Here is a 21,428-nt window from a genome sequence, read left to right as displayed (position 1 = left end):
CTCGACCGGTTAGTTTAATGAAGTAAGTTAAATTAACTTTGAAGTATGGAAGATTAACAGTATAGGGGAAGCAATGAATAAGAGCGAATTAGTTGATGCTATAGCAAGCGGTTCGGGTTTAACAAAAGCTGACGCAAGCCGAGTTCTCGAAACTTTTACTGATACTATTACTAATGTTTTAAAAAATGGTGATCAAGTGGTAATACCTGGTTTCGGTTCTTTTTCAACAGGCAATCGTTCAGCAAGAACAGGTAGAAACCCACAAACTGGTAAAATTATTCAAATTAAAGCGTCACGAGTAGCCAAGTTTAAAGCGGGTAAAAACCTGAAAGAAGCAGTGCAAGAAGCATAAGTTTTCTGGGTGCTTAGCTCAGCTGGGAGAGCATCGCCCTTACAAGGCGAGGGTCGTAGGTTCGATCCCTACAGCACCCACCAAGAAATGGAGTGGTAGTTCAGTTGGTCAGAATACCGGCCTGTCACGCCGGGGGTCGCGGGTTCGAGCCCCGTCCACTCCGCCAGATTAACGCGCCGAAAGGCGCGTTTTTTTTATCTGGAATGAATTTTTATGTCAAAATTTATTTCCTTTCATTTCTGATTTCTTTCTATTTAGAGAAAGCTAGATGTAGTATGAAGAAAAAAATTCATACCCACACCTTAATTTCAGGCTGAATTAGGAAAACCAATTTTGAAAAATAAGAGCTGTTGTTTTTGTTTTGATTTTTTTCAGTCTGGGGTATAATCTGCCTCGCTAATTAAATAAAGCCTTAATTAATATATGGATCTCGGGACATGTTACAAAAGTTAAATGAACGTATACAGGGTGTAGTAGCTTGGTTAGTAGTTATTTTAATCGGTATTACGTTCACACTTTTTGGTGTGGATTACTATCTACAATCACGCCAAACAACAAACTCCAAGGTTGTTGTCAATGGTCAGCCTTTGACAATGCAAGCATTTGAGACTAATTACAGACGCGCCCGTTCCATGCAAGATATTGAACAGATGACTGCTGCTGATGAGAAAAAGCTGCAAAATCAAGTTCTAGACCAAATGATTACTAATGAAGTTTTAGTGCAAGCCGCTCGCAAAAATGGGTTTGATGTCAGCTTGAACCAAGCAAATGCAGCAATTTTGAGCATTCCCCAGTTCCAAGAAGACGGTCATTTTTCCGCCCAAAAATATCAGCAAGCCTTAAATGCTGCGTTATTCACACAATCAAGCTTCCAAAATGAAGTAAAACAGGGAATGCTCCTAAATCAACAACGATTTGCTTTTATGGGAAGTTCTTTTGCTTTACCTGATGAGATTGATCGGTTTGTAAGTTTGTATATGCAAAGCAGGGACTATGATTATTTAACTATCCCTGCAGCACTTTTTGAGAAGGATGTCCAGATATCTTCAGAGGAAATCGCTAACTATTATAATAAGCATAAAAAGGATTTCATGACTCCCGAAAAAGTCAGTTTGGATTATGTTTCTCTATCAATGCATGATATTAAGAACAAAATCAAAATTTCTGATGATGATGCAAAACGTTATTATGAAGAAAACCAAAACAACTATTTAACTCCTGCAAGTTGGCAAGTAGCCCATATTTTATTTGCTGTTCCAGATGATGCAAGTCAAGCCGATTTGGAAAAAATTCAGAAAAAAGCGAATGATACCTATCAAGCATTACAAAAAAATCCAGAGCAATTTGACCATTTTGTTTCAACGCTATCCGATGACAAACTCTCTGTAACAGATAAGGGTGTATTGCCTTGGATTTCTGCAGGACAGAATGATTACAATCGAATTTTATCTAATTTAACTAAGCCAGGGCAGATTTCCGCACCTGAAAAAACGAAACACGGTTATGAAATTTTTAAAGTAATTGCTTATAAGCCGGTCTCAACAAAATCTTTTTCTGAAGTCGAGCAATCGATCAAAGAACAACTAAACACTGAAGCAGCCCAAAACAAATATACCCAAGCTTTGGAACAGCTGTCTGATTTAAGCTATCAATCCCCTGATTCACTTCAGCCAGTTGCAGAGGCTTTAAATTTGAAAATTCAAACTACAAAACCTTTTTCAAGAGGGGATGGTGTCGATAATATTACAAAAAATAAACAAGTAATAAATGCCGCATTCAGCCATGATGTTCTTGATTTAAGCAATAATAGTGAACCAATACAAATTGATAATGATTCAGTTGTAGTTGTTAGAATTAATCAGCACTGGGATGAAAAAGAACAGCCTTTGGAATCAGTTCATGATCAAATTAATAAAATTCTAGTTAAGAAAAAAGCTGAAGCTAAAGCCAAAGAGATTGGGATGAATTTATTAAGTCCAGTTGTAGATAAGAAGCAGCAAGAACTAATAAGTTCAAATCATTTATTATGGAAATCCGAGCTTAAGTCAACCCGTGATAATGATAAGGTTGATACTGATATCAATGATACGGCATTTAATTTATTACGACCTGAAAGTCGTGATGGACTAGTTATGCCAAATGGTGATTATGTAGTAGTCAGATTGAAACAGATACATGATGGGAAATTAAGTACATTAGACAGGGAGCAGCAAGATAGCTTAATTCAGCAAATTGAAGCGAGCTATGGCATGATGGATTATGACTTGTATGAAAAAAGTTTAATTAGTCGCGCACAAATTGTGAAGCATTAGTTTTTAGAGCAAACGTGTTAACGGCTTCTTACTTCTAGAAGCTAAATGGCATGGTTTGCCGATGTTACCCAATATTAGGAGAGTCTCTCTATGTCTGATTTACGTACAAAGTTTACCGACCTTAAGTTGAAGGAGTTTTATGGTCATGTATTAACTCATTATAAAAAATGCGTTGATCGTGGTTTAGATGTTACTCAAATGTATAATGAGATGTATCTAGCGGTTCAGTTTACGTTAGAAAACCCAATGAGCCCTCTTTCTGTTCTAGAAGAAAAAGAAAAAGCTAAAGCATATGCTGCTTTTAATAAAATATTTTATGCTTTGCCGTTATTTAGAAAGCTACCGACTGAAGATCAGCGTACTTTTAATCCTAAAAAACCTGAATTTAACCCAAAAGCTAAATATGTAATTAATGAATATAACTATTATAATTGCCACGATTCAACACTAACAAATTGGTTGATTTTGAGCACTATCCTCGATTCTCGCCATCATTCTCATTCTCACTCTCACGACTCAAGCTGCTGTTTTCCTTCTAACCATCACGGACGTAGTTCCTCTTCGGACGATGATTTGGGCAAATTAATCCTAGGTTTACTGATTATTGCATTAGCAGCGCTTGCAGTTATCCTGGCGTTCATTGCTTTAGCCTACATGATTGATGAATTTGCAAACGGTATTGAACGATTTTGGTATGGGGAGGGTTGGTTAAAAGGTGCATTGTTATTCGCAACTTCCCTTGGATTCGGTGCAGGTTCAACCCTTTTGACTCTTAATTTTGCTGCAGCACCTCTAATTGCTCTTGCTGTAGCAGCTGGATTTAATCCTGTTGGGGTAGTGATACTGGCCACAGTATTGCTTACAACAATCGGCGCTGGCATTGGATGTTTGGCAATGAGCATGATTTATGATTCAATCAATCAATCGAAGAATGAAGAGTCTATGGATCCCGCAGATCCACAGCGATTTCAATTAACTTCGGCAGAAGAAGCATCTTTACTTAAAAAAAATATTGATCCGCTCGCCGTCAAATGTGCAATGGTTGCATTGCGTGCAGAAATGGCGAAACTTTTAGAAAATGAAAAACCAATACCTTCTTTTTTTACTCGCTATTTTGATAAAAATGGAAGTCAAGTTAACGACTTACTGAAAACATTAAGGCAATTACGTAAAGGTGAATTGAAGATTGTTGATGTAGGTGGTTTATGGTTTGACTGTGAAATTCCCCAACCTGTATATACGCCAACTTTTTATTCACAGCCCCAAGTATCATCACAATATTATGTAGTACAACCTACAGCCCCGTACGAGCCTACAGCCCCTCAATACATCTAAAGGTGTAGCTTTAATCGGGTAAAGTTTATCTTTGCCCGATTAAATCCTTCTATGTAATGACCTAGTTATACCACTTATTCATTAGACGTAAATGGAAACATGCGCTTCATTACAGAATCTTTGCATATAAAATGATGATATAGAGCTGCTAGTATATGAATTCCCACAAAAAATAGAATAATAAAAGCAAGTGTTTCATGAGTTAAAAACATTATGCCTCCAAAGTGTTCATTCGCTGAGATAAGACAAGGGATCGTAAACCAACCAAAGAAATTAATAGGTTTTCCATCCGCACACGTTAATAGATATCCAATAATTGGCATAAGTATTATAAGCAGGAAAAGAATATGGTGTACCGCTTTGGAAACAATGTATTGCCAAAGAGGTTGATCTTCTGGGGGACGAGGTTTGCTATTAATAATGTGCCAAATAAAAAAAACAATTCCTAATATTAAGAGAGTCAGACCTACAGACTTATGCAACATGATATAAAGATCTGTAAGCGGTGAATGTTCGCTAAGAGACCAAACAAAATAAAATTGTGCGATCATTAAAATAAAAATTAGCCAATGCAGCAGTTTAGTTATACTACCAAATCGATTTACGGTATTCCTTAACATATTGATTCTCCACGGGTAATAGATGGGCCTACTATACCAATGGCTTATATAATTTCAATATTCCATATGGTTTTATTGTCGAAATGTAAATTAGTGTGAAAAGAAACTGGACATTGAGAAAAGATGGTTGTTTTTATACTTGAAGAATAAAGGAATTACGATTTGGCGGAGAGACAGGGATTCGAACCCTGGGAAGGTTGCCCTTCAACGGTTTTCAAGACCGCCGCATTCGACCGCTCTGCCATCTCTCCAGGCGTGAATACTATCCTAACGTCTTTGGTTTTGCAAATATTTTTTGATATTTTATGTAATTTTTGGCAACCCCTTTTCAAGGCTGTTTTTATTTTTACCATTTTTTAAAAAAAACTGAAGAATGTTCGCAAATTAAATAGTCCTAGGTATAATATTCCAACTTTTGTGGCTGTTGTCGCGGATGCAACAGATGTATATTTAGATAGGTGTAGTTTATGAAACGAATTCAAATGTTGTTCCTAATTGGTCTTATTGTCTCTTTGTCAGCATGTAAAACCTGGTGGGGTAAAGATGATGAAGATAATAATCCTTATAAAGGGATGACCGCTGAGCAGCTTTACACAGCAGCACAGAAGGACTTACATAAAAAGGAATATGCCACAGCAATAAAACATCTCGAAGCGATTGAAACAATGTATCCGTTTAGCGATTATACCGAAAATTCACAGCGGCAATTACTCTACGCATATTATAAAAATGAAGATTATCCCTCTGCTGCAGCAACTGCAGAGAGATTTATACATCTTTATCCACGAGCTAAAAATGTTGATTATGCTTATTACATGCGTGGAATGGCTAATTTCCAACAGAGTCGAGGGGTTTTTGCCAAATTTTTACCTCTGGATGAGTCGTGGAGAGATCCTGGAACGCAAACACAAGCTTATTCCGATTTCGGTACTTTGATTCAAAAGTTTCCAGACAGTAAATATAAACCAAATGCATTACAACGCATGACATATCTACGTAATATGTTTGCCCAGCATGAGTTGAATGTAGCGACGTTCTATTTTAAACGTCAGATGTATGTTGCAGCAATTAATAGAGCCAGTTATGTCGTTAAAAATTACCCACAAGCTCCAAGCGTAAAACAAGCTTTAATTGTTATGCATGATGCCAATATGGCTTTAGGTTTTAATCAAGCTGCGGAAGAGGCATTGGCTGTTTATAAAGCAACTTATCATACTGCCAAAATGGAAAAAATTACCTAGTTTATTGATGGATAACCATCTTTATACTTATTAAATCATGGATAGCGCTACGGAATTTAAAGGGTAGGAAAATGAAATAGGGGGCCTTTAAATGCCCCCTTATTTATAGAGCCTCTACTAACTCAGGTTCTTTTGCTTTGACTGCAACGAAAAGATCATTAGTCAACTCACGTAACTCACCCGCTAATAAAGTAAGTGCAGCATCCCGTTGTTGATACTCTTCATCAAGTTGTTTAATTTCGTTAAAATCATCGAGTAAATATTCAAGACTTTTAAGTTTTTTGAATGTAAAGTCGTGGGTTAAGGTAAATTGGATTCTTTCTTTCCAGATTAACGAAATTTCAGCTGTTGCCATACCTTGTGATAATAAAGTTATAATTTCTTCAGCTGGAAGCTCATAACCCTTACAATGTACTCGCTTTTTTTCATCATCAAGAGCAAAAAGAATGCAATCCGATGCTAATTGAAAATGGTTAGGAAGAGTACTTGGAGAGTGAATCCATTCTGCGAATCGTAAAGCCAAATTCTCTGTGTGAGTGAGCGGTTCGATCGTAATTCCTGCTACCGACTTACGTAAAAGGGAAGTAAGCTGTGACGCTTGGTTATTACTGGAGGCATTCACTATTATTCTTTTACTGGTGCTATCAAGAATGGCAAACATTTTTTTTTGGACGCAAAATGATTTGGGTAGTAATTCAAATTCAATATCTTCGGCCATTTGTGCTTTCTCTGCACGTTTAATAGTGCGGCCCTGTTGGGTCTCAAGTGCGTGCACTTTTTCAGCAAGCATTTTATTAATCACACCACGGGGCAATAAACGCTCTTCCTTACCCATGCAAATTAGGGAACTCCCTGCAACTTCCTGAACCATTTCATCTGCAAAGGCAGGAAGCCAACCATAAACAAACCGAGCGTGAGGTGGACAAGGTTTTAAGATATTTTCAGCAAGAGATGCTGTTAAATCGCTCGCTTCATCCAGTTCATATTGATAGATTAGTGCATTGTTAAACCACATAAAAAAACTCCTGAGATTACATAATATAATAAGTGCCGATTGCCATCGTTCTATTGTAGGGTAGTTTATAAAAGTCGATGTTTAAATTGGCTGAATAATTTCGTATTAAAAAGGCAAATAATTTTTCCTGCCAATAAAAGGTTAATGATTTTCTTGATTTTGATGCGGTAATATTAGGTATTTCTACCATATAAGTAGCACGGTCTACATTTAACTTAAAGGGGAAAAGGTTTTTGTTCGAGGCACGCTCTAGAGCTCTTGGAATAGAAATAGTCTCCATAAAACCATAGTGCAAAGTAAGGTTGAATACTTTTTCATGCAAGCAAGTAATTTCATAGCGTTGACTGTAATGTATGTAGGGAATGTTATCTACGACATAATTTACAATTAGCACGCGTTCGGGTACTGCTCGGCTTAACTTAAGGAAATGAAGAAAGCTTCCGCCACTTTTATCATAAACATCAGTGATAAATACCGCAGTCAAATCGGTAAGTTGATTCAAGCTTTTATACTCTAATTGCCTGAGAATCTTGGAGATATCATCTTTATTCATGTAATAATTTTCGCGTAGGTATTCTAGGCCAAATCTCCAGGTATACATGATGGTTGCTATAAATAAAGCGAAGGTAACAGGGACCCATCCACCCGTTAAAAACTTATGTAAATTTGAACCCAAAAATGCAAAATCTATTATAAGGAATAATCCAAATATAGGGATAACTTTAAATTTGGACCATTTCCAAATTGATAAAGCAGTATATGCAACCATTGCATCAATCAGTAGCATATCTGCATTCACAGCGATTCCATAGGCATGAGCAAGTCGATCTGAAGTTTTAAAGGCAATACAAAAAGTTAAAGTTCCAATAAACAAAATGAAGTTAATTTGGGGGACATAAATCTGGCCGGAAAACTCCTTAGATGTTTGTATTATGGGTATACGAGGGCATAAGCTCAGCAAAACAGCTTGTTTTGTCAAAGAAAAAGTAGCCGAAATTACCGCTTGGGATGCGATTATTGTTGCAATGGTAGCTAGGATAATTAAGGGAATATAAAACCATTCAGGAGCAATCATGTAAAAAGGATTGTTAATGGCATTAGGGTTAATCAGTAAGTTAGCTCCTTGGCCAAAATAATTTAATATCAAACAGGGGAGAACAACGGCAAACCACCCGGCTCGAATAGGGTTTTTCCCAAAATGCCCTATATCGGCATAAAGTGCTTCGCCTCCGGTTACCACGAGAAAAATACCGCCTAACAGCAAATAGCCTTTTAATCCTGTATCTCGTATTAGATCGAATGCGTAGTAAGGATTGATCGCCGTAAGTACGATAGGAGATTTAGCAATTTGTACGATGCCAAGAATTGCTATCGTAAAAAACCAAATTAATATGATGGGTCCAAATAGATTGCCAATGCTTCCTGTTCCTCTTGCTTGTAATGTGAACAGGAGAATGAGAATAACAATAGCTATAGGCAGGATGAAGGGAGTAAAGGAAGCTGAAAGTGTACTAAGACCCTCTACAGCACTGATTACCGAGATGGCTGGAGTCAACATCCCATCACCTAAGAGTAATCCAGCCCCAAAAATTGCTATGATGTAAAATAATGGCGTATATTTGGTGCTTTTATGCTTCATGAGTGCCAAAAGTGCGAGAATACCTCCCTCACCATCATTATCTGCACGTAAAATCAAAATTAGATATTTGAAGGAAATAACGAGAATTAAACACCAAAAAATCAGCGATAGTACGCCTAAAATGTGTGATTGAGTAATAGCAATATTATTTAGAGTTACTTTTAAAGCATATAAAGGACTGGTTCCTATATCCCCAAATACAACGCCTAAAGCCCCAAGGGTAAGACCATAAGAGAACTTGTGTGTGTTTTCCATATTAATTACCAGAATGCGTTGCTAAATGAATAGCACAAGGAGCGATAAAGAGTTTTTTCATATTTGCTATACTATCCCTAACTTTATTTTTTCCACCAGTTAATTGGAGGGAGAATGACTTTCTTAGGTTTTATAAATTTTACGAACTCTTGCAGGTCTAGTGTTCTTTGTGTAGATTAGCCGATTTTTGTTCTTTGGGAAATAGAAAAATGAATGCAAAAGTTATTTTGCTTGCAGCAAAACAAAATACTGTATTACGAGGTCATCCATGGATATTCCCCAAGGCTATTGCGAAGACTCAGGGAAAATTAATTACAGGACAGTTGGTTGATATTTATAATGCAGATGAGAAACTTATTGGTGTAGGTGTTTATAATGAGCATTCTCTTTACAGGGTCAGGGTCTTGGGGCTTATCAGTGAATCCATTGATATAAGTAATTTACAGACTTTGGTTACCCATCGTTTGAATCAAGCAAAGCAAGTAAGAGAGTGTTTAAATTTACCCAATGAAGAAACTACGGCTTATCGTTTATTTAATAGTGAAGCAGATGGCCTTTCTGGCTTAACCATTGATCGATTTAATCAAACATGTGTGGTTTCCAGTTCCGCTTATTGGGTTGAGTCCAATCGAGAACTTATTATTGACGTGTTACGCAATTTGTTCCCCACAGATAAAATTATATGGTTGCCACAAAGTAAACCCCTGGGACAAGATGGCTGGAAGCAAATTACTGTACAAGAGACACATTATAATACCCAGGTGCTTGAAGCAGGGGTTATTTATGAAGTGGAGTTTGCTCAAGCTCAAAAAACCGGATTATTTCTCGATCAACGAGAAAATCATCAACGTGTAGCTGAATTATCTAAAGGAAAGAAGGTATTAGATCTCTACTGTTATAGTGGTGGTTTTGCATTGCATGCTGCGAAAGCAGGGGCCTTAAAGGTGACAGCGGTGGATAGTTCTGCGCAAGCAATAGCTCAAGCTCAAAAGAATGCAGTGTTAAATCAAACATCGCAGATTGAATGGATTGAAGCGGACGCACGGGAATATTTAACACAAGCGGGGGATTATGATGTAGTTGTTCTTGACCCTCCTAAATTGGTTCCATCCAAGCAGCATGTTGAGCGCGCTAAAAACTACTATCGGTTTTTACATCGTGAAGTTTTTAAGTACATGAAAACAGGTTCTTTATTAATGACGTGTAATTGTTCATCAGCACTTTCATCTCAGGAATTTTGTTCTCTGGTAAGTGTTCAAGCTGGAGCTGTAGGGAAACAAGCCCGGATTTTAGGTGTTTATGGTCCAGCAAGTTGTCATCCTACCTTAGCATCTTTTCCAGAAGGAAGTTATCTTACCGCCGTTTTATTGGCTGTAGTGTAATCCATTTCATAGCGGGGTGGAGCAGAGCGAACCCCGGGTTTTCCCCATTACGCTCGGGAAGACGGAGGCTGCTGCGCTTTCACCCAGTCACTGTGTAATATTTAAGTATGAACCGATCGGTCTCTATCTCGTAAACATTGCAACACATCATAAAAACTCAGTTCACACGCTTTTAATAAAACAAATAAGTGAAAAATTAAATCAGCACATTCATTAACTAATTCTTCACGGTTGTTATTTACCGCTGCAATTACAGCTTCTACCGCTTCTTCTCCTACCTTCTGCGCGCATCGCGAGAGTCCGGAATCTAATAAGTTTGCTGTGTAGCTGTTTTCATGGTTTGAATCCGCACGTTCATTAATCAACTCAATCAATTCATGGATAAAACCAAGGTTGGTGTGATGGGCGGGCTGAAAGCAACTGGTGTATCCTAAATGACATGCAGGACCTTTAGGCAAAACCTGAATTAACAGGCTGTCATTATCGCAATCAACACTGATGTGTTGTACTGACATGCTGTTACCAGAGGTTTCTCCCTTACGCCACAAGCGTTTACGGCTTCGGCTATATAGATTTAATTGGCCAGTAGTAAGTGTAGCGATCAAAGCCTCCTGGTTCATATAACCTAACATTAGAACACTACCATTTTCTGCATTTTGGACGACGGCTGGTAATAGGCCATTCATTTTTTTCCAATCTAAAGAATTAATTTCCATATGAATCATAATCGTACCTCAATCTTTTGTTTTTTAAGTGCTAATTTTATTTCGTTTATCGTCAAAATTTTGTTATGAAAAATGCTGGCAGCTAAAGCTCCATCTACTCGAGACTCAAGGAACACTCTAATAAAGTCATTTAGTGTTCCTGCACCTCCTGATGCAATTAATGGAACCTGACATAGTGGTCGCATTAATTTTAATTGATCTAAGTCATAGCCTTTGCGCGCACCATCTGATTGCATGCAGTTTAGTACTATTTCTCCTGCCCCCCGATCTTGTACCTCCTTGATCCATTCTCTTGTTTTACGTCTGGAATTAATGGTTTTCTTCTCATCTCCAGTATATTGATAGACATAATAATCATCATCTATAAATTGACTATCAATCCCGATTACAACGCATTGGCTTCCAAAATTTCGACTTAATTCATTGATTAAATCAGGGTTTTCTAACGCTGGACTATTTATGGATATTTTATCGGCTCCAGAATTTAATACTGATTTTGCCTGATTAAGGGACCGAATTCCACCCGCTACAGTGAAAGGAATATTGATAATACTAGCTACTCGATTTATCCAATCAGGACAAACTAAGCGTTGCTCAGAGCTTGCAGTAATATCATAAAAAACCAGTTCATCTGCCCCGGATGCGGAATACTCCGACGCAAGTTCAAGAATATCCCCAACAATACGATGATTGCGAAATTTAACTCCTTTGACGACTTGATTATCGCGCACATCAAGACATGGAATAATTCTTTTGGTTAACATAATTTTATACTCAATTTATTAATGTTTCTGGTTAAGCGAAGCGGAACGGGATCTCGCGATTCTGAGTGTAATTAAGAATCTCCCTGTCCTACAGCCTGGAGATCCTTCATTGCACTCGGGATGATGAGGGTTCTCCAGCGCTTCTAATAAGTTACGAGGTACACATACATAACATTGACTCCAGATTCAAACTGCCTTGGTAAAGGCTTAGCCCCAGAATTGCCGCGCTAACCCCTAAGGCATCCAACTGATTAATATCATCTGCATTACGGATACCTCCTGAGGCTTGCCATTCAATTTGTGGAAAACGTTCTACTGCCTCTTTATAAAGTTCAAAATTTGGTCCCTGCATCATTCCATCACAAGCAATATCAGTACAAAGGATTTGTGTCACATTCAATTGCTGATAATGCGCAACAACTTCCCATAAATTACTATTTGATGTTGTTTGCCAACCATGAATAGCAGGAATAGGTATCTTATTTTGCATTCGAATATCTAACGCCAAAATAATATGTTGGGGATTTATTTTTTTAATAATTTGTGCCGTTAATTCAGGATTAGTAATGGCAATACTGCCTAGAACCAGGTTTGATATTCCTGATGAAACACATAAAGTTGCTTGTTCTAAAGAACGAATTCCGCCTCCAGCTTGTACGGGAATTCCCGTGTTTTGCATTGCGCAGATTAAAGACAGTTGGTGCATGGTTCCAGTTCGAGCACCATCCAAATCCACGATATGCAGACGTTTCGCCCCTAATTGAGCAAAGTAGGTGGCACGGTCTATCGGTAGTGTATCGAATTGTGTGACTTGATCGAATTGGCCCTGCCGTAAACGTACACAACGACCTGCTTGAATATCAATTGCTGGGATCAGGATCATACCGCCTCCATATTTTAAGTCATTTAGTGAGGTCTGCTTGACGATTTAGTCTAAGCAACTCTTAAGTTACAAAAATTATTTAGTAAGGTCATTCCAGTTTCTGCAGATTTTTCCGGATGGAACTGCATGCCCCAAATATTATTTTTTTGAATTATTGCTGCGAATGGTTCACTGTATTCACAATAAGCCAAAGCATACTCACTTTCACCAAGGGCATAACTATGAACGAAATAGACATAGTCTTGTTCTTTTAATCCTTGTTGTAAGAATGACTCAGTGCGCCATCGCAATTGGTTCCAACCCATATGAGGCACCGGGAAATGCTCCTTTCGGGGCAAACGTTTTATTGTTCCGGAAACCATACCTAAACAACGGATATCATTTTCTTCACTTTGTTCAAACAATAATTGCATACCGAGACAAATCCCCAGCAAAGGCTGTTCTAGGGAAGTAATTACGTCAATCAAGTCATACTGACGTAATGCATTCATTCCATAAGCCGCAGTACCCACCCCTGGCAGAATGACATGGCTTGCATTATTAATTACTTTCGCATGGTGCGTTAAATGATAACTAAATCCCAATCTTTTTAATGCATTAACTAAAGAGGTTAGATTCGTCCCGCTCACATCAATAACGGCAATCATAATACCCCCTTAGTCGATGGCAGCGCATTGTTTGTTTTCATACAGGCCTGGCCTAGAGCTCTACCTAAAGATTTGAAACAGGCTTCGATCATGTGGTGATGATTTTGACCTTTCACTTCAATGTGAATGGTTGCACCCAGTGCAGTGGCTAATGAATTAAAGAAATGAGGTACCATTTCCGTTGCCATCCCTCCCACAAACTCTCGAGTAAATTGGCCTTTGAACTCGCAAAAACCTCTCCCACTGATATCAATAGCGATAGAAGCTAAAGCTTCATCCATGGGCAAGGTAAATCCATAACGGTTAATCCCCCATTTGTCACCAAGTGCCTTTTTTAGGCTTTCACCTAAAGCGAGGGCGGTGTCTTCTATTAGATGATGATCATCAACTTCCACATCCCCATGGGCATATATTTCAAGATTAAATCCGCCATGTTTGGCTACTTGCTCCAGCATGTGATTAAAAAAGGGTATCGGTGTGTTTATGATATTATTTTGATCTGTATCCAACATTAAGGTCAGGCTGATATGAGTCTCTTTTGTTATTCTTTGAATCACTGCACTTCGCTTTTGATTCAACAGGGTTTGGGTCACTTGTTCCCAGCCATGTTTCGGTGAGATTGGCAGGAATTTAATACCTAGATTATCCGCAAATTGTCGATCTGTATCTCTATCACCAATAACCCAGGAACATGATGTGTCGATCACTCTTTTTCTTAGAAATTGATCTACCAAACCTGTTTTTGGTTTTCGACACAAACAATTTTCCTCAGGCATGTGAGGACAAATAAATATTTCCTCAAAAAATATCCCCTGTGAAGAAAACAGGTCCAAAGTAAATTCATGACAAATCATAAAATCATCTTCAGGGAAGGAAGAGGTACCTACTCCATTTTGATTGCTCACCATAATAAATTGGAATCCTTCTTTTTGTAATTGCAGTAATGAGGGAATCACATGAGGTGTGAGTTTAATTTTATCTAAAGAATCTACTTGAAAATCAAAAGGTTCCTCAATTAAAGTGCCATCACGATCAATAAATAAGATTTTTTGCATTTTTACATCCAGAAATATTGTTTTGAAAAGAAGATAAAGCCCGTAGCAAAAGCTGATTTTGTGACTCACTACCAACGGTGATCCGTATATGTTCATGGAGTAATGAATTAGTTAAAAAGCTTTTGATTGCTATGCCTTGATTAACAAACCAAGAAGTTAATTCCAGGGCATAGTCGGTTTGGACAAGAAGGAAGTTTGTTTCAGTCGGATAGACTTTTTTAATCGCAGGAAAGAATTGTAATTCCTTCACTAACTGTGCTCGAGATTCTTTAATTGTGCTAATCGACTGCATCAACCATTCGGGTTTTTCCAATGCACGTAGCGCAAGATCAATCACTACACTGGAAAGCGGAAAGGGGGGCATAATTTTATTAAAAGCTTGAATTACATGTTCTTGGGCTAAAATAATCCCTAAACGAAGATTAGCTAAGCCATAAGCTTTGGAAAGAGTACGCAAAACAATTATATTTTCGAATTGGGTAATTAGTGATGTTGCACTTTGAGCTTGAGCAAATTCGATATACGCCTCATCTACAACAATAATGGAGCGATTTTTATATTCATCACAAAGAGAAGCAATAAAATCCAGATCGATTAGATTTGCAGTAGGATTATTAGGATTACACAAAAAAATAAGCTTACAATTTTTTTGCCAACTATTTCGCACATCTGCTAGTGATAGTTCGAAATTGTTGCAAGGATTTAACGAACATTCAATAAGTTGTGCATTCTGGAGGTACACATAAAATTCATACATGGAAAAGGTAGGTGAGAACTGCATGCATGCATCTTGGCCCGCACTCAAAAATAAACGAGTAATTAAATCAATTCCATCATCAGATCCTCGAGTTAATACCATTTGATTTGAATCAACTTGATAACGTTTTGCCAATTGTTCTTGTAACTGGTCAAGCAGATTTTTTTCTGGATAAAAATTCAAATCGATATCCGTATTTAATACAGACCAAGGAAGCTCATTGGCATGCAATCGGCATTTAGGGGCACTATTATAAACATAGGGTTTTTTGTTTAATAATTCAGGGCGTATTAAGTTAAGTACAGACATTTAAATCTCCAATGAGTTCAACCTAATGGCTACAGCCTGTGCATGAGCATCCAAACCTTCAATTCGTGCCAGTGTTATTGCGGAAGGTCCTAAAGTTTTAATGCCTTCCTCACTAATCGATTGCACATTAAAACGAGTTAGGAAATCGAGTGTACTCAGACCATTATGATTTTTGGCATAACCATTTGTGGGTAATACATGATTTGAGCCTGTTACATAATCACCAAGTGTTTCAGCAGCCCAAGACCCAAGAAAAACAGTACCTACGCTATAAATCTGATCCAGTAAATCTTCTGCATCTTCGCGATTTATAATCAAGTGTTCCGGGGCATAGAAGTTAATCATATTTAATTGAGCTGTCTTATCTGCACATATAATAATCAAACTATTTGCAAGAGATTGTTTGATTATTTGAGTTCTGGATAAGCGAATAAATTGTGTTTGTAGCTGTTGATTAACTTGTTCTGCGAACTGAAGGGTGTCGCAAATCAAAATTACTTGAGAATCGACTCCATGTTCAGCTTGGGCAAGTAGATCCGCAGCGACAAATGCTGGGTTTGCTCGATCGTCGGCCAGGATCATCACCTCGGAAGGGCCTGCTGGCATATCTATAGCCGCACCAGCTGGATCTGATGAAACCAGAGTTTTTGCTTCCGTGACATAACTGTTTCCTGGTCCAAAAATCTTATCTACTTTAAGAATCGTTTCAGTTCCATAAGCCATCGCAGCAATGGCTTGAGCTCCTCCGATTGTGTAAATGGTATCTATGCCACATAAACGTGCGGCAACAAGTAAATGTTCATTAATCGAACCTGATGCATCAGGAGGCGTACATAATATTTTTATGGGACATCCTGCAACCAATGCAGGTATAGCTTGCATTAACAATGAAGAAACCAAAGGCGTTTTGTTGCCTCCAGGGATATACAACCCTACGCGTTGGATTGGCCTATAGGTACAATAAATATTCACTCCTTTTGCGGTGCTTATATTTTTATTTTCCGGGAGTAGGGCCTGGTGGTAAGCAGTTATGGTTTTGATAGCCTCATTAATAGCATTAAGAGAAGCACGAGTGATGCAGGCGGTTTCAATTTTTTGCATGGGGATTTGCAGGCTTTTCAAAAAAGCACCATCGAACTGTTCTGTGAATGCAAATAAGGCTTGATCCCCAAACGTTCGCACGTGTTTAATAATCTCGCTTACCTTGCTTTTCACTGAGGAGGTTTGCATGGGGCGAGTTAAACAGATTTCTTTTTCCTCTTGAGATAGGGCTTGCCAAGTTTTAATGGATAACATCGTACTACTCCAACATTTTTTCTATGGGTAAAACCAATATAGAACTGGCGCCGAGGGTTTGAATGGTTTCTAAGGTGTTCCAAAACACCCGCTCACTAGAAACCACGTGAACAGCTACTTTGTCCATATTTCCTGGCAAAGGTAAAATTGTAGGTGACTCTGCTCCGGGGAGTTTTTCTGCAATTGCATCGAGAGCAGATTTAGGAGCATGAAAAACAATATATTTTCGTTCCTGTGCTTGTTGGACTGCCTGAATCCTTCGCGCAAGCATGGCAAATAAATCTTGAAATATATTTGCCGGCTTTTGGTCACTTTGAATCAATACGGCTTGGCTTGAAAGTACCACATCCACTTCATTAAGTTTGTTGTCTTCCAGGGTTTGCCCACTTGAAACCAGATCACAAATCGCATCAGCCATACCCATTCGAGGAGCAACTTCAATGGATCCTGATAGGACAAGACTTTCCGCGCATATCTTTTTGTCACGTAAATATTGATTTAATAAATTAGGATAGCTTGTAGCAATTCGTTTGCCATCCAGGCTGCCGGGGCCTTGATAGTCCATGGACTCAGGCACGGCAATAGATAAACGACAGGTGCAAGTACCCAACCTGGCTGTTTTTTTAAATCCTTTGGATGGATTGGCAAGGGAAGCCTCTAATAAGACGTTTTCGCCAACGATACCGCCATCACATAAACCATCAAATACTAAAACAGGGATGTCATCATCGCGGACAAAAAGTAAATCAATGGGGAAGTTGTCAACATGGGTAAGTAAGCTATTTGGTTTAATACGGAACTTTAAACCGCATTTTTGTAAAAGACTCAAGGACTCTTCTGATAAGCGCCCCTTTTTCTGCAAGGCTAAACGTAAACGATTTTTCACGACAACTCCAATTTTTTCGCGATTAGTTCATAACCGCCCGTACCAAAACTCAAACAGCGTGCTACACGAGTTATTGTGGTGACGCTGACCCCCGTTTGTTCATGGATTGTGCGATAGGGAATCCCTTGTCTCAATAAAGGAACAACTTGCCACCGATCTGCCATTGCTTCGAGTTCTGCTGGAGTACATAAATCGGTAAAAAATTGTAATGCTTCATCTTTATTATTAAGCAAGCTAATCGCATGCATTAAATCAGGGAGCGCAGAATGTTTTATAGTAGTATGTGTTTTCATATTAATGTATTAGCGTGTTATAACATTAGAACAATGTTAATGACTATTTTTAATACTGTCAATGGATATGATCATAGAATTTTAAATGTTCTTGCCGTCATCCCGCGTACAAACGGGAAATGAAAGCAAGAAACCTTGAGTTATGACTATGCCTTCATCCAGGCAACAAAGAAAATATTCTAGGGGGGATTTACTGAGTTTTTTATACGTTAACACCCATAATCGGCTTGATATGCTTCAAGTTTTTTAACGTGTTCGTTTTGGTGTGTATTTTTTAAGTACTCAATCAAATCAAATAAAGTAATAATTGAATATACGTCAATACCTTGTGCTTTAATTTCAGATAAAGCTGATTCCTTAGTTAATCCGCGTTCACATCGATCGAGAGCGATGATGACTCCAGTTAATTGACCTCCATGCTCCTTAATTAAAACTTGAGACTCTCTAAAAGCAGTACCTGCAGTAATAACATCATCAACAACAATAGTTTTCCCGGATAAGGGTGCCCCAATTAATTGGCCTCCTTCACCATGATCTTTTACTTCTTTACGGTTAAAAGTAACCGTGGTTTCTTTACCTAACTCAGCTAAAGCTATAGCTGTTGCGGTAGCCAGAGGTAAACCTTTGTAAGCGGGTCCAAACAGATGCTCGAATTGAACGTGATGCTCCAATAAGGTCTTTGCATAAAATTGTCCTAATTGTCGTAAAGCATTTCCTTGATAAAATAATCCTGCATTAAAGAAATAAGGACTGACTCGGCCGGACTTTAAAGTAAACTCACCAAATTTTAATACTTGGCAATCAAGCGCTAATTTTATAAAAGCTGATTTCATCTGATTCATTGTGTATTTCCAATAGAAAAAAAAAGATAAAGTAATTGTTTTTTTTAAAAAATTCTTAACAATCAATAAAAAACTGCTATGCTAATCTATATGTAAGGAAACATTTCTTACGTATAGTGAATGTTTATTATAACCCAACGTTTTAATAGTAATTATTTTTGGGCTAAAAATAAACATCTGTAATGGTTGGATAGTAAAGCTTAAGACAAAGGGGATAGCTAATGTCGCAAAGAGAAACGGGCCATGTAAAATGGTTCAATGAGAAAAAAGGATTTGGATTTATCATTAATGAAAATGGTGACGATATTTTTGTTCATTATAAAGATATCCAAGGTGTTGGATTTAAAACCCTCCATGAAAATGATCCAGTATCCTTTGTGCTTGATAAAGGACCTAAAGGGTTAAAAGCACAAGACGTTACAATAATTACTGAACAGTAAAGTAACGGATAACATATTCTCAGCTATCGCGCGTGTTAAGTTTAACCTGGGCTAAGGATTTGAGCCGTAACCTGGGTTTACTTCTCATGCAATGGATTTTTGATTAGCGCTACAATCTAGGAATCGTGTTCTAGTAAAAGTTATTTACGAACTAGAACCTCAAAAACAGGGAATGTGGCAATAATCAATGTTCTCTTTTTATCTAAATTTCTAAAAAAAACAATGTCGATCTTGAATTTCACCAAAACAACTTCATATATCTCTCTTGTTATTTAATTTTTACTTTAGGGGATCTGTATGAAACGTTTGTCCATGTATCAAGTAGATGCATTTGCATCCACTCTTTTTGAAGGTAATCCTGCAGCAGTTTGTCCTTTGGATCATTGGTTAACAGATAAAGAAATGCAAAGTATTGCTTCAGAAAATAATTTATCTGAAACAGCATTTTTTGTCCCTGAAGGAGATGGATATTACATAAGATGGTTTACTCCAAATGAAGAAATTGCTTTATGTGGCCATGCAACCCTTGCTACCGCCCATGTTATTTTTGAACAATTAAATTTTAAAGGTCCTGCTATAAAATTTAATTGTAAGAGTGGGATACTTATAGTTCGTAAATATAATAATGGCCTAATGATGGACTTCCCTGAATTGCCTTATTTCCCTATTGAACTCTCATCGGAGTTATTGAAATTAAATTTAAAAAAACCACAAAAGGTTTTTAAAAGCCAATTTGATTTAATGTTTGTTTATGAACATGAAAATGACGTAAAAATGGCGATGCCGGATTTGGATGCGGTAGCTCGTTTGGATTACCGAGGTCTCATTTTAACCGCCCCAGGTATAAGTACCGACGTTTATTCACGGTGTTTTTACCCAGGATGTAATGTTCCAGAAGATCCTGTTACCGGTTCAGCACATTGCGTTATTGCACCCTATTGGTGTGAACAATTAGGGACATCGCATATCACTGCTATGCAGGGCGGAAACCGACAGGGAAAATTGGAATGTGAAGTTAAAGAAGGACGAGTCTTTCTGTATGGAACCAGTCATCTTTACTTAGAAGGTACAATTTACTTGCCATGAGCGCTCTAGAGACAACAGGACTTTTATTAAGAGCAGGGAGCGATGAAGACATTGCTCCTTTTTTTCTATGAACCAGGCTCCCAGGGTAATGCAATACATTGCTAATTTTTGGACTATGGATGTAGTTACTTCGTTTATAGAGCGAATGAATGCACAACTTACTGAAAAAGTTATACCTTTATGTGGTTGGTTTACTGTCCTTGATAATATACGTTCTCAACGAGTTATGACAAAACTCAGAATGATTCGAGATAAGCATGGTGATTTTCTACATCTAAAATTGACTCAGTCAATTCTTTGGCGAAACAATTATTTGTTCGGATTAGTAATAAACCAGAGTAATTGCATCATTTAATTCATGATTTTCAATTATTTCTTTGTTCAATTTATTTAATGACATTATTCGTGGTTCTATTTATCATGAGTGTCTATTTAGAATGTTCGTATTAGAAAGGAGTATCTATGACAACCTATATGTTCCCTGGACAAGGATCTCAAGCAAAGGGGATGGGGATCGAATTATTTTCCCATTTCCCTGAGCAAATAAAACAAGCTGATGACATTTTAGGGTATTCCATTAAAGATTTATGCTTAAATGATCCCAAACAACAATTGGGTAATACTGAGTATACTCAACCTGCATTATATATTGTTGAAGCACTCTCTTTTTTAGCTAGAGCTGCTGAAGAGCCCCTTCCACAATACCTCATAGGCCATAGTTTGGGCGAGTATGCTGCTTTATTTGCGGCAGGGGCATTTGATTTTGTTACCGGATTAAAACTGGTCCAAAAACGTGGTGAATTAATGGCCAAAGCAAGTGGCGGGGGAATGTTGGCAGTAATTAATCTACCTGAAGATCGCATTAAATTTTTACTGAGAGTCAATGGATTGGATTCCGTCGATTTTGCTAATTTTAATTCACCCAAACAAATAGTTCTTTCTGGACTTGCTGCCGATATTGCCAAGGCTAATGAATTACTTGCCAGTGAAGCATTGATGTGCGTTCCATTAAAAGTTAGTGGTGCGTTTCATTCTCGTTATATGCAAGGAGCAGCTGATGAATTTGCACAATTTATTGCACCGTTCGAATTCGCTCCACTCAAAACACAAGTGATTGCTAATGTTACAGCAGAGCCTTATAGCGATAAAATGATTAAAGACAACTTGGTGAAACAAATTGTTCATCCTGTTCGGTGGACGGAAACGGTTAGTTATCTCAAAAATCAAGGTGAAACTGTTTTTATTGAGGTAGGGCCAGGAAAGGTATTGACCCGTTTGGTAACGCAAATTTAAC

The 21,428-nt window shown here is 37.8% G+C and carries 22 protein-coding genes and 3 tRNA genes; 11 read left to right on the top strand and 14 right to left on the bottom strand.

Annotated features, from left to right (window positions below):
• Positions 1-73 precede the first annotated feature (73 nt).
• The 5 genes from HBNCFIEN_RS09745 to HBNCFIEN_RS09725 all read left to right on the top strand — a co-directional run bounded on the left by HBNCFIEN_RS09745 (position 74) and on the right by HBNCFIEN_RS09725 (position 3,999).
• Positions 74-352 carry an HU family DNA-binding protein gene (locus HBNCFIEN_RS09745; protein ID WP_182390910.1) on the top strand — a complete coding sequence of 93 codons (279 nt, stop codon included), beginning with the start codon at positions 74-76 and terminating at the stop codon, positions 350-352.
• Between the two features lie 7 nt (positions 353-359).
• Positions 360-435, top strand: a tRNA-Val gene (locus tag HBNCFIEN_RS09740).
• Between the two features lie 6 nt (positions 436-441).
• A tRNA-Asp gene (locus tag HBNCFIEN_RS09735) sits at positions 442-518 on the top strand.
• A gap of 271 nt (positions 519-789) precedes the next feature.
• Positions 790-2,664 (top strand): SurA N-terminal domain-containing protein, encoded by a 1,875-nt coding sequence (locus HBNCFIEN_RS09730; protein ID WP_182390909.1) that lies wholly within the window; start codon positions 790-792, stop codon positions 2,662-2,664.
• A 90-nt stretch (positions 2,665-2,754) separates the two neighbouring features.
• Positions 2,755-3,999 carry a hypothetical protein gene (locus tag HBNCFIEN_RS09725; RefSeq protein WP_182390908.1) on the top strand — a complete coding sequence of 415 codons (1,245 nt, stop codon included), beginning with the start codon at positions 2,755-2,757 and terminating at the stop codon, positions 3,997-3,999.
• A 74-nt stretch (positions 4,000-4,073) separates the two neighbouring features.
• Here the strand turns inward: HBNCFIEN_RS09725 and HBNCFIEN_RS09720 are convergent, their stop codons facing one another.
• Together HBNCFIEN_RS09720 and HBNCFIEN_RS09715 are read right to left on the bottom strand one after the other, a co-directional pair.
• The gene (locus HBNCFIEN_RS09720) at positions 4,074-4,619 is read right to left on the bottom strand and encodes a cytochrome b (RefSeq protein WP_182390907.1); all 546 of its coding nucleotides are present in this window, start codon (positions 4,617-4,619) and stop codon (positions 4,074-4,076) included.
• A gap of 163 nt (positions 4,620-4,782) precedes the next feature.
• Positions 4,783-4,870: transfer RNA gene (locus tag HBNCFIEN_RS09715), tRNA-Ser, on the bottom strand.
• A 216-nt stretch (positions 4,871-5,086) separates the two neighbouring features.
• Here HBNCFIEN_RS09715 and HBNCFIEN_RS09710 point away from each other — a divergent pair.
• Complete coding sequence (locus tag HBNCFIEN_RS09710) at positions 5,087-5,860, top strand: outer membrane protein assembly factor BamD (RefSeq protein WP_182390906.1); 774 nt, start codon at positions 5,087-5,089, stop codon at positions 5,858-5,860.
• Between the two features lie 103 nt (positions 5,861-5,963).
• On the opposite strand, the gene HBNCFIEN_RS09705 is transcribed toward HBNCFIEN_RS09710, so the two are convergent.
• Both HBNCFIEN_RS09705 and HBNCFIEN_RS09700 read right to left on the bottom strand, forming a co-directional pair.
• Complete coding sequence (locus HBNCFIEN_RS09705) at positions 5,964-6,875, bottom strand: recombination-associated protein RdgC (protein WP_182390905.1); 912 nt, start codon at positions 6,873-6,875, stop codon at positions 5,964-5,966.
• Positions 6,876-6,891: 16 nt separating this feature from the next.
• Complete coding sequence (locus tag HBNCFIEN_RS09700) at positions 6,892-8,769, bottom strand: potassium transporter Kup (protein WP_182390904.1); 1,878 nt, start codon at positions 8,767-8,769, stop codon at positions 6,892-6,894.
• Between the two features lie 209 nt (positions 8,770-8,978).
• Between HBNCFIEN_RS09700 and HBNCFIEN_RS09695 the strand changes: the two genes are divergently transcribed.
• Positions 8,979-10,151 carry a class I SAM-dependent rRNA methyltransferase gene (locus HBNCFIEN_RS09695; RefSeq protein WP_182390903.1) on the top strand — a complete coding sequence of 391 codons (1,173 nt, stop codon included), beginning with the start codon at positions 8,979-8,981 and terminating at the stop codon, positions 10,149-10,151.
• A gap of 101 nt (positions 10,152-10,252) precedes the next feature.
• On the opposite strand, the gene hisIE is transcribed toward HBNCFIEN_RS09695, so the two are convergent.
• From hisIE to pyrE, 10 genes are all read right to left on the bottom strand, one after another.
• Complete coding sequence (hisIE, locus tag HBNCFIEN_RS09690; protein WP_182390902.1) at positions 10,253-10,876, bottom strand: bifunctional phosphoribosyl-AMP cyclohydrolase/phosphoribosyl-ATP diphosphatase HisIE; 624 nt, start codon at positions 10,874-10,876, stop codon at positions 10,253-10,255.
• Positions 10,873-11,640, bottom strand: a complete 768-nt coding sequence (gene hisF / locus HBNCFIEN_RS09685; RefSeq protein WP_182390901.1) for an imidazole glycerol phosphate synthase subunit HisF — start codon at positions 11,638-11,640, stop codon at positions 10,873-10,875. The genes hisIE and hisF overlap by 4 nt, the downstream gene beginning before the upstream one ends.
• A gap of 151 nt (positions 11,641-11,791) precedes the next feature.
• A complete protein-coding gene (locus HBNCFIEN_RS09680) occupies positions 11,792-12,523 on the bottom strand; it encodes a 1-(5-phosphoribosyl)-5-[(5-phosphoribosylamino)methylideneamino] imidazole-4-carboxamide isomerase (protein ID WP_182390900.1) in 732 nt (243 codons plus the stop codon).
• Between the two features lie 50 nt (positions 12,524-12,573).
• Positions 12,574-13,170, bottom strand: a complete 597-nt coding sequence (hisH, locus tag HBNCFIEN_RS09675; RefSeq protein ID WP_182390899.1) for an imidazole glycerol phosphate synthase subunit HisH — start codon at positions 13,168-13,170, stop codon at positions 12,574-12,576.
• Complete coding sequence (gene hisB / locus HBNCFIEN_RS09670; protein WP_182390898.1) at positions 13,167-14,225, bottom strand: bifunctional histidinol-phosphatase/imidazoleglycerol-phosphate dehydratase HisB; 1,059 nt, start codon at positions 14,223-14,225, stop codon at positions 13,167-13,169. The genes hisH and hisB overlap by 4 nt, the downstream gene beginning before the upstream one ends.
• Positions 14,203-15,291 carry a histidinol-phosphate transaminase gene (hisC, locus tag HBNCFIEN_RS09665; RefSeq protein ID WP_182390897.1) on the bottom strand — a complete coding sequence of 363 codons (1,089 nt, stop codon included), beginning with the start codon at positions 15,289-15,291 and terminating at the stop codon, positions 14,203-14,205. The genes hisB and hisC overlap by 23 nt, the downstream gene beginning before the upstream one ends.
• Complete coding sequence (gene hisD / locus HBNCFIEN_RS09660) at positions 15,292-16,587, bottom strand: histidinol dehydrogenase (RefSeq protein ID WP_182390896.1); 1,296 nt, start codon at positions 16,585-16,587, stop codon at positions 15,292-15,294.
• A gap of 4 nt (positions 16,588-16,591) precedes the next feature.
• Complete coding sequence (hisG, locus tag HBNCFIEN_RS09655; RefSeq protein ID WP_182390895.1) at positions 16,592-17,473, bottom strand: ATP phosphoribosyltransferase; 882 nt, start codon at positions 17,471-17,473, stop codon at positions 16,592-16,594.
• Positions 17,470-17,766, bottom strand: a complete 297-nt coding sequence (locus tag HBNCFIEN_RS09650; RefSeq protein ID WP_182390894.1) for a YerC/YecD family TrpR-related protein — start codon at positions 17,764-17,766, stop codon at positions 17,470-17,472. The genes hisG and HBNCFIEN_RS09650 overlap by 4 nt, the downstream gene beginning before the upstream one ends.
• A gap of 209 nt (positions 17,767-17,975) precedes the next feature.
• Positions 17,976-18,608 (bottom strand): orotate phosphoribosyltransferase, encoded by a 633-nt coding sequence (gene pyrE, locus HBNCFIEN_RS09645; protein ID WP_182390893.1) that lies wholly within the window; start codon positions 18,606-18,608, stop codon positions 17,976-17,978.
• 221 nt (positions 18,609-18,829) lie between these two features.
• Here pyrE and HBNCFIEN_RS09640 point away from each other — a divergent pair, with 221 nt between their 5' ends.
• From HBNCFIEN_RS09640 to fabD, 4 genes are all read left to right on the top strand, one after another.
• Positions 18,830-19,048, top strand: a complete 219-nt coding sequence (locus HBNCFIEN_RS09640; RefSeq protein ID WP_182390892.1) for a cold-shock protein — start codon at positions 18,830-18,832, stop codon at positions 19,046-19,048.
• Positions 19,049-19,345: 297 nt separating this feature from the next.
• Positions 19,346-20,134 carry a PhzF family phenazine biosynthesis protein gene (locus HBNCFIEN_RS09635; protein WP_182390891.1) on the top strand — a complete coding sequence of 263 codons (789 nt, stop codon included), beginning with the start codon at positions 19,346-19,348 and terminating at the stop codon, positions 20,132-20,134.
• Positions 20,135-20,222: 88 nt separating this feature from the next.
• Positions 20,223-20,489: a hypothetical protein gene (locus tag HBNCFIEN_RS09630; protein WP_255464182.1), complete on the top strand. Its 267-nt coding sequence runs from the start codon at positions 20,223-20,225 to the stop codon at positions 20,487-20,489.
• Between the two features lie 107 nt (positions 20,490-20,596).
• Complete coding sequence (gene fabD, locus HBNCFIEN_RS09625) at positions 20,597-21,427, top strand: ACP S-malonyltransferase (RefSeq protein WP_182390890.1); 831 nt, start codon at positions 20,597-20,599, stop codon at positions 21,425-21,427.
• Position 21,428: the final 1 nt, after the last annotated feature.

Origin of the sequence: Legionella sp. PC997 (genome assembly GCF_014109825.1) — a bacterium.
In the GTDB taxonomy this organism is placed as follows: Bacteria; Pseudomonadota; Gammaproteobacteria; order Legionellales; family Legionellaceae; genus Legionella.
This window is presented reverse-complemented; position numbering and strand designations above follow the sequence as displayed.

Coding starts and splice junctions, on each gene's coding strand:
- HBNCFIEN_RS09745 (WP_182390910.1), top strand. CDS start 74: ATGAATAAGAGCGAATTAGTTGATGCTATAGCAAGCGGTTCGGGTTTA.
- HBNCFIEN_RS09730 (WP_182390909.1), top strand. CDS start 790: ATGTTACAAAAGTTAAATGAACGTATACAGGGTGTAGTAGCTTGGTTA.
- HBNCFIEN_RS09725 (WP_182390908.1), top strand. CDS start 2,755: ATGTCTGATTTACGTACAAAGTTTACCGACCTTAAGTTGAAGGAGTTT.
- HBNCFIEN_RS09720 (WP_182390907.1), bottom strand. CDS start 4,619: ATGTTAAGGAATACCGTAAATCGATTTGGTAGTATAACTAAACTGCTG.
- HBNCFIEN_RS09710 (WP_182390906.1), top strand. CDS start 5,087: ATGAAACGAATTCAAATGTTGTTCCTAATTGGTCTTATTGTCTCTTTG.
- HBNCFIEN_RS09705 (WP_182390905.1), bottom strand. CDS start 6,875: ATGTGGTTTAACAATGCACTAATCTATCAATATGAACTGGATGAAGCG.
- HBNCFIEN_RS09700 (WP_182390904.1), bottom strand. CDS start 8,769: ATGGAAAACACACACAAGTTCTCTTATGGTCTTACCCTTGGGGCTTTA.
- HBNCFIEN_RS09695 (WP_182390903.1), top strand. CDS start 8,979: ATGAATGCAAAAGTTATTTTGCTTGCAGCAAAACAAAATACTGTATTA.
- hisIE (WP_182390902.1), bottom strand. CDS start 10,876: ATGATTCATATGGAAATTAATTCTTTAGATTGGAAAAAAATGAATGGC.
- hisF (WP_182390901.1), bottom strand. CDS start 11,640: ATGTTAACCAAAAGAATTATTCCATGTCTTGATGTGCGCGATAATCAA.
- HBNCFIEN_RS09680 (WP_182390900.1), bottom strand. CDS start 12,523: ATGATCCTGATCCCAGCAATTGATATTCAAGCAGGTCGTTGTGTACGT.
- hisH (WP_182390899.1), bottom strand. CDS start 13,170: ATGATTGCCGTTATTGATGTGAGCGGGACGAATCTAACCTCTTTAGTT.
- hisB (WP_182390898.1), bottom strand. CDS start 14,225: ATGCAAAAAATCTTATTTATTGATCGTGATGGCACTTTAATTGAGGAA.
- hisC (WP_182390897.1), bottom strand. CDS start 15,291: ATGTCTGTACTTAACTTAATACGCCCTGAATTATTAAACAAAAAACCC.
- hisD (WP_182390896.1), bottom strand. CDS start 16,587: ATGTTATCCATTAAAACTTGGCAAGCCCTATCTCAAGAGGAAAAAGAA.
- HBNCFIEN_RS09650 (WP_182390894.1), bottom strand. CDS start 17,766: ATGAAAACACATACTACTATAAAACATTCTGCGCTCCCTGATTTAATG.
- pyrE (WP_182390893.1), bottom strand. CDS start 18,608: ATGAATCAGATGAAATCAGCTTTTATAAAATTAGCGCTTGATTGCCAA.
- HBNCFIEN_RS09640 (WP_182390892.1), top strand. CDS start 18,830: ATGTCGCAAAGAGAAACGGGCCATGTAAAATGGTTCAATGAGAAAAAA.
- HBNCFIEN_RS09635 (WP_182390891.1), top strand. CDS start 19,346: ATGAAACGTTTGTCCATGTATCAAGTAGATGCATTTGCATCCACTCTT.
- HBNCFIEN_RS09630 (WP_255464182.1), top strand. CDS start 20,223: ATGCAATACATTGCTAATTTTTGGACTATGGATGTAGTTACTTCGTTT.
- fabD (WP_182390890.1), top strand. CDS start 20,597: ATGACAACCTATATGTTCCCTGGACAAGGATCTCAAGCAAAGGGGATG.